The sequence below is a fragment of the Micromonospora sp. CA-248212 genome (assembly GCF_050948405.1).
In the GTDB taxonomy this organism is placed as follows: domain Bacteria; phylum Actinomycetota; class Actinomycetes; order Mycobacteriales; family Micromonosporaceae; genus Micromonospora.
Window position 1 is genome coordinate 5410222 of the sequence record NZ_CP192023.1, and the last position, 14362, is coordinate 5424583.

14 protein-coding genes and 1 pseudogene are annotated in these 14362 nt (G+C 73.8%); 10 read left to right on the top strand and 5 right to left on the bottom strand.

Annotated elements, in window-relative coordinates:
• Nucleotides 1-53 precede the first annotated feature (53 nt).
• Complete coding sequence (locus tag ACQP03_RS25275; protein ID WP_234589090.1) at nt 54-503, bottom strand: SAV_6107 family HEPN domain-containing protein; 450 nt, start codon at nt 501-503, stop codon at nt 54-56.
• A 453-nt stretch (nt 504-956) separates the two neighbouring features.
• Here ACQP03_RS25275 and ACQP03_RS25280 point away from each other — a divergent pair, with 453 nt between their 5' ends.
• The 6 genes and pseudogenes from ACQP03_RS25280 to ACQP03_RS25305 all read left to right on the top strand — a co-directional run bounded on the left by ACQP03_RS25280 (nt 957) and on the right by ACQP03_RS25305 (nt 6327).
• Nucleotides 957-1445 (top strand): YbaK/EbsC family protein, encoded by a 489-nt coding sequence (locus tag ACQP03_RS25280; protein WP_357126892.1) that lies wholly within the window; start codon nt 957-959, stop codon nt 1443-1445.
• 161 nt (nt 1446-1606) lie between these two features.
• Nucleotides 1607-2275, top strand: a complete 669-nt coding sequence (locus ACQP03_RS25285) for a monooxygenase (protein WP_357398909.1) — start codon at nt 1607-1609, stop codon at nt 2273-2275.
• A complete protein-coding gene (locus ACQP03_RS25290) occupies nt 2272-2823 on the top strand; it encodes a GNAT family N-acetyltransferase (protein WP_355049443.1) in 552 nt (183 codons plus the stop codon). Before ACQP03_RS25285 ends, ACQP03_RS25290 begins: the two co-directional genes overlap by 4 nt.
• Nucleotides 2820-3668 (top strand): carotenoid biosynthesis protein, encoded by an 849-nt coding sequence (locus ACQP03_RS25295; RefSeq protein ID WP_357126888.1) that lies wholly within the window; start codon nt 2820-2822, stop codon nt 3666-3668. The genes ACQP03_RS25290 and ACQP03_RS25295 overlap by 4 nt, the downstream gene beginning before the upstream one ends.
• Entirely contained in the window at nt 3665-4804 is a 1140-nt protein-coding gene (locus ACQP03_RS25300; protein WP_357126885.1) for a glycosyltransferase, read from the top strand. The genes ACQP03_RS25295 and ACQP03_RS25300 overlap by 4 nt, the downstream gene beginning before the upstream one ends.
• Nucleotides 4805-4816: 12 nt before the next feature.
• Nucleotides 4817-6327 (top strand): annotated as a pseudogene (locus ACQP03_RS25305) (phytoene desaturase family protein).
• Between the two features lie 92 nt (nt 6328-6419).
• On the opposite strand, the gene ACQP03_RS25310 reads toward ACQP03_RS25305, so the two are convergent.
• Together ACQP03_RS25310 and metF are read right to left on the bottom strand one after the other, a co-directional pair.
• Entirely contained in the window at nt 6420-7133 is a 714-nt protein-coding gene (locus tag ACQP03_RS25310; RefSeq protein ID WP_357126879.1) for a CDP-alcohol phosphatidyltransferase family protein, read from the bottom strand.
• A gap of 21 nt (nt 7134-7154) precedes the next feature.
• On the bottom strand, nt 7155-8072 hold the full coding sequence (gene metF, locus ACQP03_RS25315) for a methylenetetrahydrofolate reductase [NAD(P)H] (protein ID WP_355049438.1): 918 nt from the start codon (nt 8070-8072) through the stop codon (nt 7155-7157).
• 241 nt (nt 8073-8313) lie between these two features.
• Between metF and ACQP03_RS25320 the strand changes: the two genes are divergently transcribed.
• Both ACQP03_RS25320 and ACQP03_RS25325 read left to right on the top strand, forming a co-directional pair.
• Nucleotides 8314-8703: a helix-turn-helix domain-containing protein gene (locus ACQP03_RS25320; protein ID WP_357170687.1), complete on the top strand. Its 390-nt coding sequence runs from the start codon at nt 8314-8316 to the stop codon at nt 8701-8703.
• Between the two features lie 9 nt (nt 8704-8712).
• On the top strand, nt 8713-9795 hold the full coding sequence (locus ACQP03_RS25325) for a polyprenyl synthetase family protein (RefSeq protein ID WP_357126872.1): 1083 nt from the start codon (nt 8713-8715) through the stop codon (nt 9793-9795).
• 149 nt (nt 9796-9944) lie between these two features.
• Here the strand turns inward: ACQP03_RS25325 and ACQP03_RS25330 are convergent, their stop codons facing one another.
• On the bottom strand, nt 9945-10319 hold the full coding sequence (locus tag ACQP03_RS25330) for an Rv2175c family DNA-binding protein (RefSeq protein WP_357126869.1): 375 nt from the start codon (nt 10317-10319) through the stop codon (nt 9945-9947).
• A gap of 191 nt (nt 10320-10510) precedes the next feature.
• On the opposite strand from ACQP03_RS25330, the gene pknB reads away from it, so the two are divergent.
• Complete coding sequence (gene pknB / locus ACQP03_RS25335; protein ID WP_357170685.1) at nt 10511-12499, top strand: Stk1 family PASTA domain-containing Ser/Thr kinase; 1989 nt, start codon at nt 10511-10513, stop codon at nt 12497-12499.
• Nucleotides 12499-13374 (top strand): deoxyribonuclease IV, encoded by an 876-nt coding sequence (locus ACQP03_RS25340; protein WP_433458751.1) that lies wholly within the window; start codon nt 12499-12501, stop codon nt 13372-13374. The genes pknB and ACQP03_RS25340 overlap by 1 nt, the downstream gene beginning before the upstream one ends.
• A gap of 29 nt (nt 13375-13403) precedes the next feature.
• Here the strand turns inward: ACQP03_RS25340 and ACQP03_RS25345 are convergent, their stop codons facing one another.
• Complete coding sequence (locus ACQP03_RS25345; protein ID WP_433458753.1) at nt 13404-14270, bottom strand: alpha/beta hydrolase family esterase; 867 nt, start codon at nt 14268-14270, stop codon at nt 13404-13406.
• Nucleotides 14271-14362: the final 92 nt, after the last annotated feature.

The following is a 14362-nucleotide window of genomic DNA, read 5'->3' on the forward strand; positions in this document are numbered from 1 at the left end:
CCGTGACGCCGGCCGCCCGGCTTCCCTTCCAGGCGGCCGGCGTCACGGCGGTCTCACGCCGCGAGGCCGTCCAGGGCTGGTTGGTGTGCCACGCCGAGCGCGGTCTCCACCACCGTGACGAACTGTTCGGCGGCGCGGAGCAGGTCATCGGCCTCCCGGGCGCTGACCACCCGGGGGATGCCGGCTTCGGCGGCGGCTCGCTTGCTGGCCCCGGCCGCGAAGAACCGGGCCCACTCGTCGAGCTCGGGGGCGACGGCGCAGAGCAGGACCCAGACGCTGGTGATCCGGTTGCGCCGGCTCGGGGCGGGACGGGCCCGGGCGGCGAGCAGGGCGGCCGCCGCGCGCAGCGCCGCCAGGTGGGCGGCCGCGTAGCGCAGGCCGTCGGGTCGGGTCTGGCCGGCCTCGACCAGCCCGCGGCGGGCCAGGGTGAGGAGCTGGGCAGGGGTGCGGTGCGGCAGCACGTGCGCCGGCACCGTCGGTGCCTGAGCCGGGTTGGTCGGCATGGACTGTCTCCTCCACGTGGCCGGGGTGTCGGTCGGGGCGGTGGTGCCGCCGACGAGACGCCGAGGTCGGGTGGGTGCGGAGGAAGACGCACCAGGGGTGGCCGGCCGGGTGTGGATGCTTCCCCACACCACACCCGGCCGGCGTACCGGCGGGTTCGTCGCCCGCCGCCCGGGGGTCGTGGGCGGCGGGCGACGCTCCTGCCTGATGGGACCGGGCTCGCGACTGCCCGGAAACCCAGGTGCGGCCCGCGGAGCCGCACCGGCCGGAACTGGCGCCGCGAAACACCGCGCTCCGGCTGGTTGGAACGAGCGTTCGAGACAATCGAACACTCGTTCTAACTGCTGCTGACAGTACACCTCCCCTCCGACGAAAATGCAACGTGTGACGCGCCAGGACTCGCCGTGACGTGTGCCGACGTGAACCGGCGCACACAGACCGGGAAGAATGACGGGATGCAGCCACACCCGAACGTACGGGCGGTGCAGGACGCGCTGGACGGCGCCGGCGCGCTCGACGACGCCGGTCAGCCCAGCACGGTCCGACTCCTGCCCGACGCGGTGCACACCGCGGTAGCCGCCGCCGAGACGCTCGGCGTCGAGGTGGGCCAGATCGCCAACTCGCTGATCTTCGACGCGGACGACGCGCCGCTGCTCGTGCTCACCTCCGGCGCGCACCGGGTGGACACCGCCGGTCTGGCCGCGTCCATCGGCGTCACCCGGCTGCGCCGGGCCACCCCGGAGTTCGTCCGCGAGCACACCGGCCAGCCGATCGGCGGGGTCGCCCCACTCGGGCACCCTCGGGCGCTGCGCACCCTGGTGGACACGGCGCTGGCGACGTACCCACAGATCTGGGCGGCGGGCGGCGTGCCGCAGGCGGTCTTCCCGACCACCTACGCCGAACTGCTGCGCGTCACCGCCGGCATCCCGGCCGAGGTGGCGTGAGCGAGCGAAGCGAGCGAACCAGCCGGCACAGCAGCGATGCGCTCGCGCCGCCGCGAAGCGGTGGCGTGAGCGAGCGAACCAGCCGGCCCAGCAGCGCCGTACCGGAGCTGGTCACCCTGCACGTGTGGCGGACCGCCCGGAGCGCGCTGCCCCGGGCGCTGATGAGGATGGCGGTGGATCCGCGTCGGCTGCGCGCCCTGCCGGGCGTCCGGTTCGGCAAGCTGCTGGGCACCGGGACGGGCACCGGCTTCGGCCCGGGTGACGCCGACCTCACCAGGTGGGCGACGCTGACCGTCTGGGACTCCCCCGCCGCGGCGGCCGGCTTCGACGACTCGCCGGTCGGGCGGGCCTGGGCGCGCATCGCCCAGGCGCAGGTCCGGGTCGACCTGCGTCCGCTGAGCAGCCGTGGCGAGTGGTCGGGCGAGCGGCCGTTCGGCGAACCACCGGGCGGTCGGGTGGCCGGGCCGGTGTTGGCGTTGACGCGGGCCCGGTTGCGGGCACGTCGGGCGGCCACCTTCTGGCGGGCGATCCCGCCGGTGGCGGCGGCCCTGCGCGACGCGCCGGGGTTGCTCGCCCGGTTCGGCGTGGGCGAGGCCCCGTTGGGCTGGCAGGGCACGGTCAGCGTGTGGCGCGACCCGACGGACCTGGTGGCGTTCGCGTACCGTCACCCGGAGCATCGGGCGGCGATCATGCGAACCCCCACCGCGGGTTGGTACGCCGAGGAGCTGTTCGCCCGGTTCGAGGTACGTGACGTGGTCGGCGACCGGACGGTCCTCGGGTGGGTCGCCGACGACGGCGACCAGGCGACAGGGAAGGGTGGACGGGCATGAGGTTGGTGCGCTGGACGCCGGACGACCTCGTCCGACGACTGGACGATGTGGTGGCCGTCTACGGCGAGGCGATGGGGTACCGCACCGACCTGTTGGAGGCCCGGCGCGGCTACATCGCCACCCACGTCCGCCGGCCGGGGTTCCGGGCCGTGGCCAGCCTGACTAGCGAGGGTCACCTCGCCGGCTTCGGGTACGGCTATCTGGGCAGCGCCGGCCAGTGGTGGCACGACCAGGTGCACCGGGCGCTGGACGGCCCGACCCGCAAGCGCTGGCTCACCCACTGCTTCGAGGTGGTCGAGCTGCACGTCCGCCCGCCCGCGCAGGGGCACGGCCTGGGCGCCGGCCAGTTGCGGGCGCTGCTCACGATGGCCGAGGGCGACACCACGCTGCTGTCCACCCCGGAGGCGGAGGAGCAGACCTCGCGGGCCTGGCGGCTGTACCGGCGCTTCGGCTTCGTCGACGTGCTGCGCGACTTCCACTTTCCGGGTGACGAGCGGCCGTTCGGCGTACTCGGTCGGGACCTGCCGCTCGATCCCCCGGCGTCATGACCCGGCGGATCTCCTGGACGCTGCTCGGCGTCCTGGTGTTCGCCCAGATCTGCTACCCGCTGACCACCGGCGCGACCCGGGCCGGGCTGACCGTGGCCACCGTCGTGCTCGGCTGGCTGCTCTCGGTCGGTCACGCGCTGCTCAGTCGGGGCCCCCGGGTGGCGGCGGCGTTGGTCGCGGTGGCCACCGGCGGTGGGTTCGCGATCGAGGCGATCGGGGTGGCCACCGGTGTGCCGTTCGGCAGCTACGACTACTCGGGCGAGCTGGGTCCCAAGCTGGCCGGCGTACCGCTGATCATCCCGCTGGCCTGGACCTGGATGGCCTGGCCGGCCTGGCTGGCCACGGTCCGCCTGACCGGCGGCGGCACGGCAGGTGGTGGCACGACGGCCGGGCGGTGGGTGGGCAGGATCGCGCTGGCCGCGCTGGGGCTGGCGGCGTGGGACCTCTTCCTCGACCCGCAGATGGTCGCCGAGGGCTACTGGGTCTGGCGTGACGCCACCCCCGCGCTGCCCGGCCTGACCGGCATCCCGGTCAGCAACTACCTGGGTTGGCTGCTCTTCGCGGTGCTGCTGATGAGCGCGCTGCGCCCGCTGGCCGGTCCGACCGCCGAACGCACCGACCGGCGGGACCACCCGATGGTCGCGCTCTACCTGTGGACGTACTTCTCCAGCATCCTGGCCCACGCCGTCTTTCTGGACCTGCCCGCCTCGGCGCTCTGGGGCGCCGCCGGCATGGCGGTCACCGCCGTGCCGCTGACGGTGACGCTGCTGCGTGCCCGCCGGGACGGCGAGACCCGCCAGGAGGATCACCGGCCGGACCGTACCGGCGTCGACGCGACCCGATGACCGTCCTGTCCGCCCTGCTGTCCGTCCTGCTGGTCGCCGTCGCCGCGTTGACCGCGCACACCTGGGTCAACGCGGCCCGCTGGCTGCGCCGGCCCACCGACGCACCGGACGTGGTCGGCGAGTCGGTGGCCGTCCTGCTGCCGCTGCGCGACGAGGCCACCCGCGTCACGCCCTGCCTGCGCGCCCTGCTCGCCCAGCGGGGCGTACCCGGGCTGCGCATCGTGGTCCTGGACGACGGGTCCACCGACGGCACCGCCGACGTGGTCCGCGCGGTGGCCGGCGACGACCCCCGGGTCACAGTGCTCACCGGGGTCGCCCCGCCACCGGGCTGGCTGGGCAAACCGCACGCCTGCTGGCAGCTCGCCACCCGGGCCGCCCCGGGGGCCACCGCGCTGGTCTTCGTCGACGCCGACGTGGTGCTCGCCCCGCACGCCGTCGCGGCGGCCGTCACCGAGTTACGCGCCGCCGGCGCGACGTTGCTGTCGCCGTACCCCCGGATCGTGGTGGCGACGGCGGCCGACCGGCTGGTCCAGCCGTTGTTGCAGTGGCTCTGGCTGACCTTCCTGCCGCTGCGGGCGATGGAACGCTCGCCGCGGCCGTCGCTGGCCGCGGCGGGCGGCCAGTTCCTGGTGGTGGACCGGGCCGGCTACACCGCCGCCGGCGGGCACGCCGCGGTCGCCGACAAGATCCTGGAGGACGTCGAGCTGGCCCGCGCGGTCAAGCGGGCCGGCGGTCGGATCGCCCTGGCCGACGGGTCGCGGCTGGCCACCTGCCGGATGTACGACGACTGGCCGCAACTGCGCGACGGGTACTCGAAGTCGCTGTGGGCGTCGTTCGGGCACCCGGGCGCGGCGGCGGCCGTGGTGGCGGCGCTGCTGCTGCTCTACACCGCCCCGCCGCTGGTCGCGCTGGGAGGGCTGGTGGCCGGCGCGCCAGGGGTGGCCGCCGTGGGCCTGGCCGGCTACCTGCTCGGAGTCACCGGGCGGGCGCTCACCGCCCGCGCGACCGGGGGCCGGTGGTGGCCCGACGCGCTCGCACACCCCGTGTCGGTCGTGGTCCTCGGCTGGTTGACCCTGCGGTCGTACCATCTGCGCAAGCGACGCCGCCTCACCTGGCGGGGCCGTCCGGTCAGCTAGGGAGGGCACGGCATGGCGCGGATCGTGGTCGTCGGCGCCGGGGTGGGTGGCCTCGCCACCGCCGCCCGGCTGGCCGCCACCGGACATCAGGTGACCGTCTTCGAGGCGGCCGACGCGGTCGGCGGCAAGCTCGGCCGGTACGCGCACGACACCCCGGCCGGGACGTTCCACTTCGACACCGGGCCGAGCCTGCTCACCCTCCCCGAGGTGTTCCACGACCTGTTCGAGGCGACCGGGGCGAAGCTCGACGAGTACCTGGACCTGGTCCCGCTAGACCCGATCGTCCGGCACGTCTTTCCCGGCGGCGGCCCGACCCTTGACTCGTGCGCCGACCCGGCGGAGTTCGCCGCGCGGATCGGGGCCGCCTTCGGTGACCGGGCGGCGGCCGACTGGCAGCGGCTGTGGCGCCGAGCCGAACGGGTGTGGCGCGCCTCCGAGCGGGACATCCTGCGCCGCACCGTCGACTCCCCCAGCGACGCGAGGTCGCGGGGGGAGTCGACCTCGCGTCGCTGGCCTGGCGGCTCGGCGACCTGGCCGCCATCGCGCCGGGCCGCAGCCTGCGCGGCCTGGGCCGCCGGCACCTGTCCGACCCGCGGCTGCGAATGCTGCTGGACCGGTACGCCACCTACACCGGCGCCGACCCACGCCGGGCGCCGGCGGCGCTGGTCGCGGTCCCCTACGCCGAGCTGGCCTTCGGCGGTTGGTACCTGCGCGGCGGGCTGGGCACGCTCGCCGACGCGCTGCTGACCCGCTGCCTGGACCTCGGCGTGGTCGTGCAGACCGACACCCGGGTCACCCGGATCGACGCGACCGGCGGCCGGGTACACGGGGTACGCCTCGCCGGTGTCGCCGCTCCGGTCCCCGCCGACGTGGTGGTGGCCAACGTGGACGCCCTCACCGTCTACCGTGACCTGTTGCCGCACCCGCGCCGGCTGGCCGGCCTGGCCGACCGCAGCCTCGCCGGTTTCGTGCTGCTGCTCGGCGTCTCCGGCGACACCGGGCTGGCCCACCACAACGTGTTCTTCCCGCGCGACTACGACGCCGAGTTCGACGCGGTCTTCGGCGACCCGGGTCGGGGCGTACGGGCCCGGCCGGCTGTCGACCCGACGGTGTTCGTCACCGTGGCCGACGACCCGATGGTCCGCCCGGCCGGGCACGAGGCGTGGTTCGTGCTGGTCAACGCCGCCCGGCAGGGCACCACCGGTGGGGCGGTCGACTGGCGACGCCCGGGGCTCGCCGACGCGTACGCCGACCGGATCCTGGACGTGCTGGCCGAGCGCGGCGTGGACGTGCGGGACCGGCTGCTGTTCCGTGAGGTCCGCACCCCAGCCGACCTGGACACCGCGACCGGGGCGCCGGGCGGCACGATCTACGGGACCGCCGGCGGTCTGCTCCGCCCGGCCAACCGGGGCCCCGCGCACGGACTGTGGCTGGTGGGCGGCTCCAGCCACCCCGGCGGCGGGCTGCCCATGGTGACCCTCTCCGCGCAGATCGTCGCCGACGAGATCGGCCCCGCCTGGTAGGTCGTAAGGAAGGGCACCTTACTAACGCCTGCGGTAGAGGAAGGGCCCCTTGCTAACGCTGCGGGAGATCAGCCGGCTAACGCTGCGGGAGATCAGCCGGCGTCGAGGAGCGCGCGGCGGACGGTGGACAGCAACTGCCCCAGCCCGAAGCCGGCGAGCAGCACCCAGACCGCGGTCGCCATGGTGATAGTGCCGGCGGCCAGGTCCGGCTCGATCAGACCGGCCAGCCCGGCGACCACCAGACCCGCCAGCGCGACCGAGACCCGGGTCGGTCGTTCGCCGACGGTCACCGCGCCGATCTCACGCATGCCGGCCAGGGCCGCGCGGGCCCGGACGTACTCGTGCAGCCAGGACAGCGCACCGGCCGCGACGACCAGCGCGCCGGGCGCGCCGACCAGCCAGAACGCCAGCAGCCAGGCCACCTCGCCGAGCCGGTCGGCCAGCGAGTCGTAGACGTAGCCGAGCCGGGTGGTGCGGTCGGTGGCGACGGCCACGGCGCCGTCCACACTGTCGGCCACGGCGGCGAGCAGCACGAACAACGCGCCGAGGAACGGGCCGTCGCCCGGCCGGGTCGCCAGCAACGGTACGCAGAAGCAGAGCAGCACCCCGACGACGGTGACCGGGGTGGGGCCGACCCGAAGCCGGCCCAGCACGTACCCGACGTGGTAGGCGAACCGCAGCCAGGCGCGTACCACCGGCGCGGCGACCCGTGGGTCGAACCCGCCGTGCAGCCGCGCCCACGCCGTGGCGTACTGGTCCCAGTTCAGCTGTGTGCCCACCTGGGGATCAACCGTCGTGCCGGGCATCAGGTGTCGCCGACTCCGCGTTCACACCCGCGCGCCGGCCTTGAGGTTCTGCCAGACCTCCCGCGTGGCGGTGGACCGATTGAGGGTGATGAAGTGGATTCCGGGGACGCCCTCGTCCAGCAGCCGGCGGCACATCTCGCTGGCCTGCTCGATGCCGAGCTGGCGCACCGCCTCCGGATCGTCGGCCACCCGCTCGAAACGCGCCGCCAGCGCGGGCGGGAAGGGCGCCCCGGAGAGCTGCACGGACCGCTCGATGGTGCCGATCTGGGTCACCGGCATCACCCCGGCCAGGATCGGGGTGGCGCAGCCGGCGGCGGCCACCCGGTCACGCAGGCGCAGGTAGTCGTCGGCCTCGAAGAACATCTGGGTGATCGCGAACTCGGCGCCGGCCCGGCACTTGCGGACGAACTGCGCGGTGTCGCTGGCCACGTCGGGTGAACGGGGGTGCTTGTACGGGAAGGCCGCCACCCCGACGCTGAAGTCGCCGGAGTCACGGACCAGCCGGACCAGGTCCTCGGCGTAGTCGACGCCCTCGGGGTGCCGGACCCACTCACCGCCGGGGTTGCCGGGCGGGTCACCGCGTACGGCCAGGACGTTGCGCACCCCCACCCCGGCGAGCCGCCCGATGACGTGTCGCAGCTCGGCCACGGAGTGGTTGACGGCGGTCAGGTGGGCCATCGGCAGCAGGGTGGTGTCGGTGGCGATCCGCTCGGTCACCGCCACGGTGGTGTCCCGGGTCGAACCGCCCGCGCCGTAGGTGATCGACACGAACGACGGACGCAGCGACTCCAGCTCGCGGATCGCCTGCCAGAGCAGTCGCTCCCCCGCCTCGGTCTTGGGCGGGAAGAACTCGAACGAGAACGTCGGCTGACGGTCACGGATGAGCGCCCCGATCGCCGGCTGCGGATTGGGGAGTACCGAGGGAAGACCGAGCGCCACGACCCGACTCTAGCGGGCGGCGCCACCGTGACCCAGAAGCTTCCCACCGTGCGCACGAGTCGACCGGTCCCGAACGCGGCGCGGCCGGGCGGGCAGAGTCGTCGTACCCCAGGGGTAGGAATGAGGGGCGCGGAAGAGGCGGCGGGGGCGGCCGGTTCCGGCGTGGGGGTCACACAGCCGAGGTGCGCCCGGCCGTCGAGCGGCGGGGTGGCACCGCGTCGACGTCCCGCTGGGAGGGCCCGTGACCTCGTCTCCACCGCCGTACCGCACGCAGCTCGGGCCACTGCTGGTCCGGCATCGGCTGGCCCGGGGGTGGAGTCAGCGGCGCGCCGCCGCCGAGTTGTGCGCCGCCGCAGGTGTGCCGACGTTGAGTCGGAACGAGGTGTCCCGGTGGGAACGGCAGCGACGCGTACCCGGTGAATTTTGGCTCGGCTGGCTTGCCGTCGTGCTGGACGTACCGGCGGGGGTGCTCACCGAGGCGGCCGTGCGCGCCCGGCGGACCGGGCCGCCCACGACGGCCGGGTCGGGCCGACACGGCGCGGCCGGTGCGCGGCCGGGCGGGCGGACCGGGCCGGGCCGGGCCGGCGGGACTACGCGTGGCGGTGGGGCGCGGGCCGTGGCGAACCGCTAGCGTCGTGGCGTGACCCATGCTGCTCCCGTGTCCCCCGTCGACCGCGCCGGCCTGCGGCAGCGGGTCGACGAGGCGCTCACCGAGTTCCTGGCCGGCCAGCGGGCCCGGTTGACCCGAGTTGACCAGGCCCTCGTTCCGGTGGCGGAGGCGATCGAGGCGTTCGTGCTCGGTGGCGGCAAGCGCCTGCGTCCGGCGTTCGCGTACTGGGGATTCCGAGGCGCCGGCGGGGTGGACGGCGACGAGGTGCTCACCGCGCTCGCCGCGCTGGAGTTCGTGCAGGCCAGCGCCCTCATCCACGACGACCTGATGGACCGTTCCGACACCCGGCGGGGCGAACCGGCGGTGCACCGGCGGTTCGCCAGTCGGCACCGGGCGGCCGGCTGGGGTGGCGACGCGGACGGGTTCGGCGACGCCGCCGCGATCCTGCTCGGCGACCTGTGCCTGGTGTGGTCCGACGAGCTGCTGCACTCCGCCGGCCTGGACCTGCGGGCGCTGGCCCGGGCCCGGCCGGTCTTCGACGAGATGCGCACCGAGGTCACCGTCGGGCAGTACCTCGACGTGCTGACCCAGGCCACCGGGGACACCTCACTGGAGCGGGCCGGCAAGGTGGCCCGGTACAAGTCGGCGAAGTACACCGTCGAGCGTCCGCTGCTGCTCGGCGCCGCGCTGGCCGACGCGGGCGAGGAGATCCGGACGACCTACTCGGCGTACGGGTTGCCGTTGGGTGAGGCGTTCCAGCTCCGCGACGACGTGCTGGGAGTCTTCGGCGACCCGGCGCAGACCGGCAAACCTGCCGGGGACGACCTGCGCGAGGGTAAGCGCACCTATCTGGTGGCGGCGGCCGTGGAGACCACCGACGACGCGGGCCGGGAGCTGCTGCTCGGTCAGCTCGGCAACCCGGACCTGGACGAGCAGGGTGTGGCCCGTCTGCGCGAGCTGATCCACGCGAGCGGGGCCCTGACCCGCACCGAGCAGCGCATCGTGACGCTCACCGACACGGCCCTGGCCGCCCTGAGTGCCGTAGACCTGGACACCGAAGCCCGCCAAGCCCTGGTGGACCTGGCCATAGCCGCCACCCGCCGAGCCGACTAACCCCCTGCCTGTCCCCGTCCCCGTCCCACGCTGCGTCGATCTTGCACTTTCGGTGGCGACATAAGGGGCAGACCAGCCCATCACGGCAACACAAAGTGCAAGATCGGCGCAGCGTGGGCCTGGGGGCTTCCCCACACCACGCGGGTCGGTCAGAAGCCCAGGGCTTGGGCGCGGCGTTTGATCTCGCGGGCCTGGTCGCCGGAGAGGGCCGCGGCGGGAGTGTCGCCGGGGAGCGTGTCGTCCCGCTCGTAGAGCCAGCGCAGCGCCGCCTCGTCGTCGTAGCCGTTGTCGGCCAGCAGGTTGAGCACACCGGGCAGGTGTTTGAGGGCTGTCGCGTTGGCCACCAGGTCCGCGGGTATCCGGCGTACGCCGTCGCGGCGGACCGCCAACAGCTCCCGGTCGCGGATCATCTGGTGGACCTTGCTGATCGACACGTCGAGCCGCTCGGCGACGTCGGGCAGGGTGAGCCAGCCGGACGGGTCGGTGGGGCCGGCGAGCTCGGGGTCGGGTACGGATTCGGTCACCCGATCACCCTGCCACGCCGTCGGCGGCGGGAGCCATCGGCACCCCGCACGACCGGTCCGGGTCCGCGGGGCGGGCACCACCGGTGAGCAGCAGCTCAGGGCGGGCGGTCACGACGGGACGGACCAGGTGCGTCTCCGGGCTGTAGCATCCTGTTCAACTCTCACCCCCTGGACACATAGACTCCCTGCCGATGGACACACAGGTCGCCGACACGTTGCTGGGCTCGCTGATCGACGGGCGCTACCGCATTCGCGGTCGCGTGGCCCGTGGTGGCATGGCGACCGTGTACACCGCCACCGACGAGCGCCTCGAGCGCACCGTCGCAGTCAAGATCATTCACCCGACCCAGGCGCCCGAGGCGCGGGCCCGGGTCGCCAACTTCGTGGCCCGGTTCACCGACGAGGCCAAGACCATCGCCCGGCTGACCCACCCGAACGTGGTCGCGGTCTACGACCAGGGCACCCACGCCGGCCTGCCGTACCTGGTGATGGAGTACGTGCGTGGCCGCACGCTGCGCGACGTGCTGGCCGAACGACGCCGACTCAACCCGGACGAGGCGCTGGCCATCGCCGAGCAGATGCTCGCCGCGATCGCCGCCGCGCACCGGGCCGGCCTCGTGCACCGCGACGTCAAGCCCGAGAACGTCCTGGTCGCCGAAGCGCCCACCGGCGGTGTCGCCAACCTGGTGGACAGCGTCGTCAAGGTGGCCGACTTCGGGCTCGCCCGCGCGGTCGAGGCCAGCGCCGACGACGAGCAGGGCAACCAACTGATGGCCACCGTGGCGTACGTCGCCCCGGAGCTGGTCACCGAGGGTCGGGCCGATCCGCGTACCGACGTCTACTCCGCCGGCATTGTGCTGTTCGAGATGCTCACCGGTCGGGTGCCGTACGACGGGGGCCGTCCCGTGGACGTCGCCTGGCAGCACGTCGACCGGGACGTGCCGGCGCCCTCGACGCTGGTGCCCGGCCTGCCGCCGGCCCTCGACACCCTGGTGCAGCGCGCCACCCGGCGTGACCCGTCCGCCCGGCCCGCCGACGCCGGCGCGCTGCTGGCCGAGGTCCAGGTGGCCCGGGACCAGTTGGGCAACGTCAACAGCACCAGCACCGCCGTCCTGCGGCGGATCACCGACGAGCCGCCGGCCTCCCAGCCGACGATGATGGTCGCCGCGATCCGCCCGGCGCAACGGCCGACCTGGGCGCGGCTGCCCGAGGGCGGCGCTCAGGGCCCGGGTCGCCGGCGGGCCGCCCCGGAGCCCGCCGAGGGTCTGGCCGCGCGGTTCGCCGAGCTGCGCACCAGGATCCTGGGCACGTCCCAGGGTCGCCTGGCGTTCGCGGCCGTGGTCGTGGCGCTGGGCCTGGTGGCCGCGCTGGGTGGCTGGTGGTTCGGCGTCGGCCGCTACACGTCCGCCCCGCAACTGGTCAGCTTAAACAAGGCCGAGGCGCAGGCCCAGGCCGAGCGCGCCGGCCTGACCCTGGCGTACGGGGAGCCCCGCTTCGACGAGAAGGCCCCGAAGGACAGCGTGCTGGGGCAGAGCCCGGCGTCGTCGAGCAAGATCGTCAAGGGCGGCACGATCACCCTGACCCTCTCGCTGGGCCCGGAGCGCTTCCCCGTGCCGGACGTGATCGGCAAGGAGTACGAGCTGGCCGAGGCGGATCTGGTCAACGCCCAGCTGGTGGTCGCCAAGGGCACCGCCCGCTATGACGACACCCTGCCGGCCGGCGTCGTCCTGGACAGCAATCCGAAGGTGGGCGCCGAGGTCAAGCCGGGCACGAAGATCACGCTGATCCTGAGCCGTGGCCGGGCGCCGGTGACGGTGCCGAACCTGGTGGGCAAGAGCCTGACCGAGGCGCGCACCAAACTGGGTCAGCTCGGCCTGGTCCCGGTGGAGAGTTTCAAGGACTCCGACAAGCCCAAGGACGAGATCCTCGGGCAGAGCCCGGCCGACGGCGGGGGCGTGGAAAAGGGCACCGAGGTCAAGCTGGAGATCAGCAAGGGTCCGCCGCTGGTCGTGGTGCCCCGGGTGATCGACCTGCCCTGCCAGCAGGCCAAGCAGGTGCTGGAGAGCCAGGGCTTCCCGGTGACGGTCGCCGTCAACCCGAACGCCGTGGCCCGCATCCAGGCACCCGGGGAGAATTCGCAGGTGCCTCCGGGCACCCCGGTCGTCATCACGTGCTTCTGATGACGTCGATCTCGGCGCGGCCGGTGGGCGCGCACACCCCGACCTCCGGCGGGCTGGCCAGGGCCGCCCTGCCGTACCTGGACGCGACCGGCGCCGCGGCCGTGCAGGTGTACGTCTCCAACTCGCGGGGCTGGGCGCTGCCACCGGGCGACCCGGCGCAGGACGCGCTGTTCCGCGACGGCTGCGCCGAGCGGGGCATCCCGGCGTTCATCCACGCCTCGCTGCTGGTCAACCTCGGCTCACCCACCCCGGCAACCGTCGAGAAGTCGGCGCTGACACTGGCGCACGCGCTGCGCCGGGGCGTGGCCATCGGCGCGCGGGCGGTGGTGTTCCATGCCGGCAGCGCGGTCGACGAGGGGTACGCCGAGGAGGCGATGCGGCAGGTCCGTCGGGAGCTGCTGCCCCTGCTCGACTGGACGGCCGAGGCCGGCGGACCGATGCTGCTGGTCGAGCCGAGCGCCGGTGGCGGCCGTTCCCTCGCCTCGCGGGTTGAGCACCTCGGGCCCTACCTCGACGCGGTGGACCGGCATCCGATGCTCGGCGTCTGCTTCGACACCTGCCACGCCTGGGCGGCGGGGCACGATCTGGCCGCCGAGGGCGGTATGACCGCGACCCTCGACACGCTGGTGGCCACCGTGGGAGCCGACCGGTTGCGGCTGGTGCACGCCAACGATTCCAAGGATCTGTGCGGTTCCACCCGGGACCGGCACGAGAACATCGGCAAGGGCGCCATCGGCGAGCCGGCGTTCGCCGAGCTGATGGCCCATCCGGCCACCGTCGGCGTCCCCGTGGTGGTGGAGACCCCGAGCGAGAAGCAGCTGGGCCACGCGGCCGACATCGCCATCCTCAGCCGCCTGGCCCGTCATCCTTCCTGAGGTTCACCCACGGGTACGGCCGGTCGCCATCAGCCGTGCGCCGGTGTGGTGATGGCGAAGAACTCGTCGATGAGCCGGGCCGTCTGCACGTCCTGGTTGGTCCTGCCCAGCACGGCAGGCGCTTTGGCCGGCCCTGGGATGGTGTGTCCGCCACCGCGCACGGTGTAGAGGGCCACCGACGGGTGCCCGGGCTGCCGGTACTCGGTGCGTTCGATCGAGGTCGCGGCGTTCGCGGCCGGCAGTTTCGTGCTGGTGGGTTGTGCGGTGATGCCGTTATGGGCGGCGAAATAGGCTGCGGACTCGGGCGCGGACAGGTTGCGGCCGCCGACCTTGAAGGCCAAGCGCGCCCACCAGATGTACGCACCACCGGCGTACGGGACGATCCGGTCCTTCGTGCCGTTGATCAGCAGGACCGGCATGGGCGCGGGTGACGCGTCGCCGAGCAGGAAGTTCTCGGGTGCCGGCATGGTCGCGGCGATCACCGCCGCACCGGCGATCAGCACCGGAGTTTCGTGGGCCAGGCGGATCACCATCTGGCCGCCGTTGGAGTAGCCGATCGCGTACACCCGCGCCGGGTCGATGTCGTGGCTGAGGGCCACCTTCTCGATCAGCGCCCGAACAAAACCGACGTCGTCGCTGTTGTCGGTGCGGGCCGGGAAGGAGCTCTCCCGCCGGGCGTCGTTCCAGTTGCCCTTGTGGCCGTCGAGGTAGACCACCACCGCCGCGCCGGTCTCGGCGAGCGCGTCGTAGGCCCGGCCGATGAACTTCCGGTGCTTGGCCCCGGTCTGTTTCGATCCGTGGAAGACGAGCACGAGACTGCGTCCGGGGTTGCCGTCCGCGGACCCGATGATCTCGTACGTCCGCCGGGCGCCGTTCACCGTGATGCTGTCGCGCATGCGGAGCCCCCTGAAGTGGATGGGTCATCCGCTCCAACGTAGCATAAGCGGATTAGTTATCCGTTACGCTCGTGTCGGTCGGTGAGACTCCG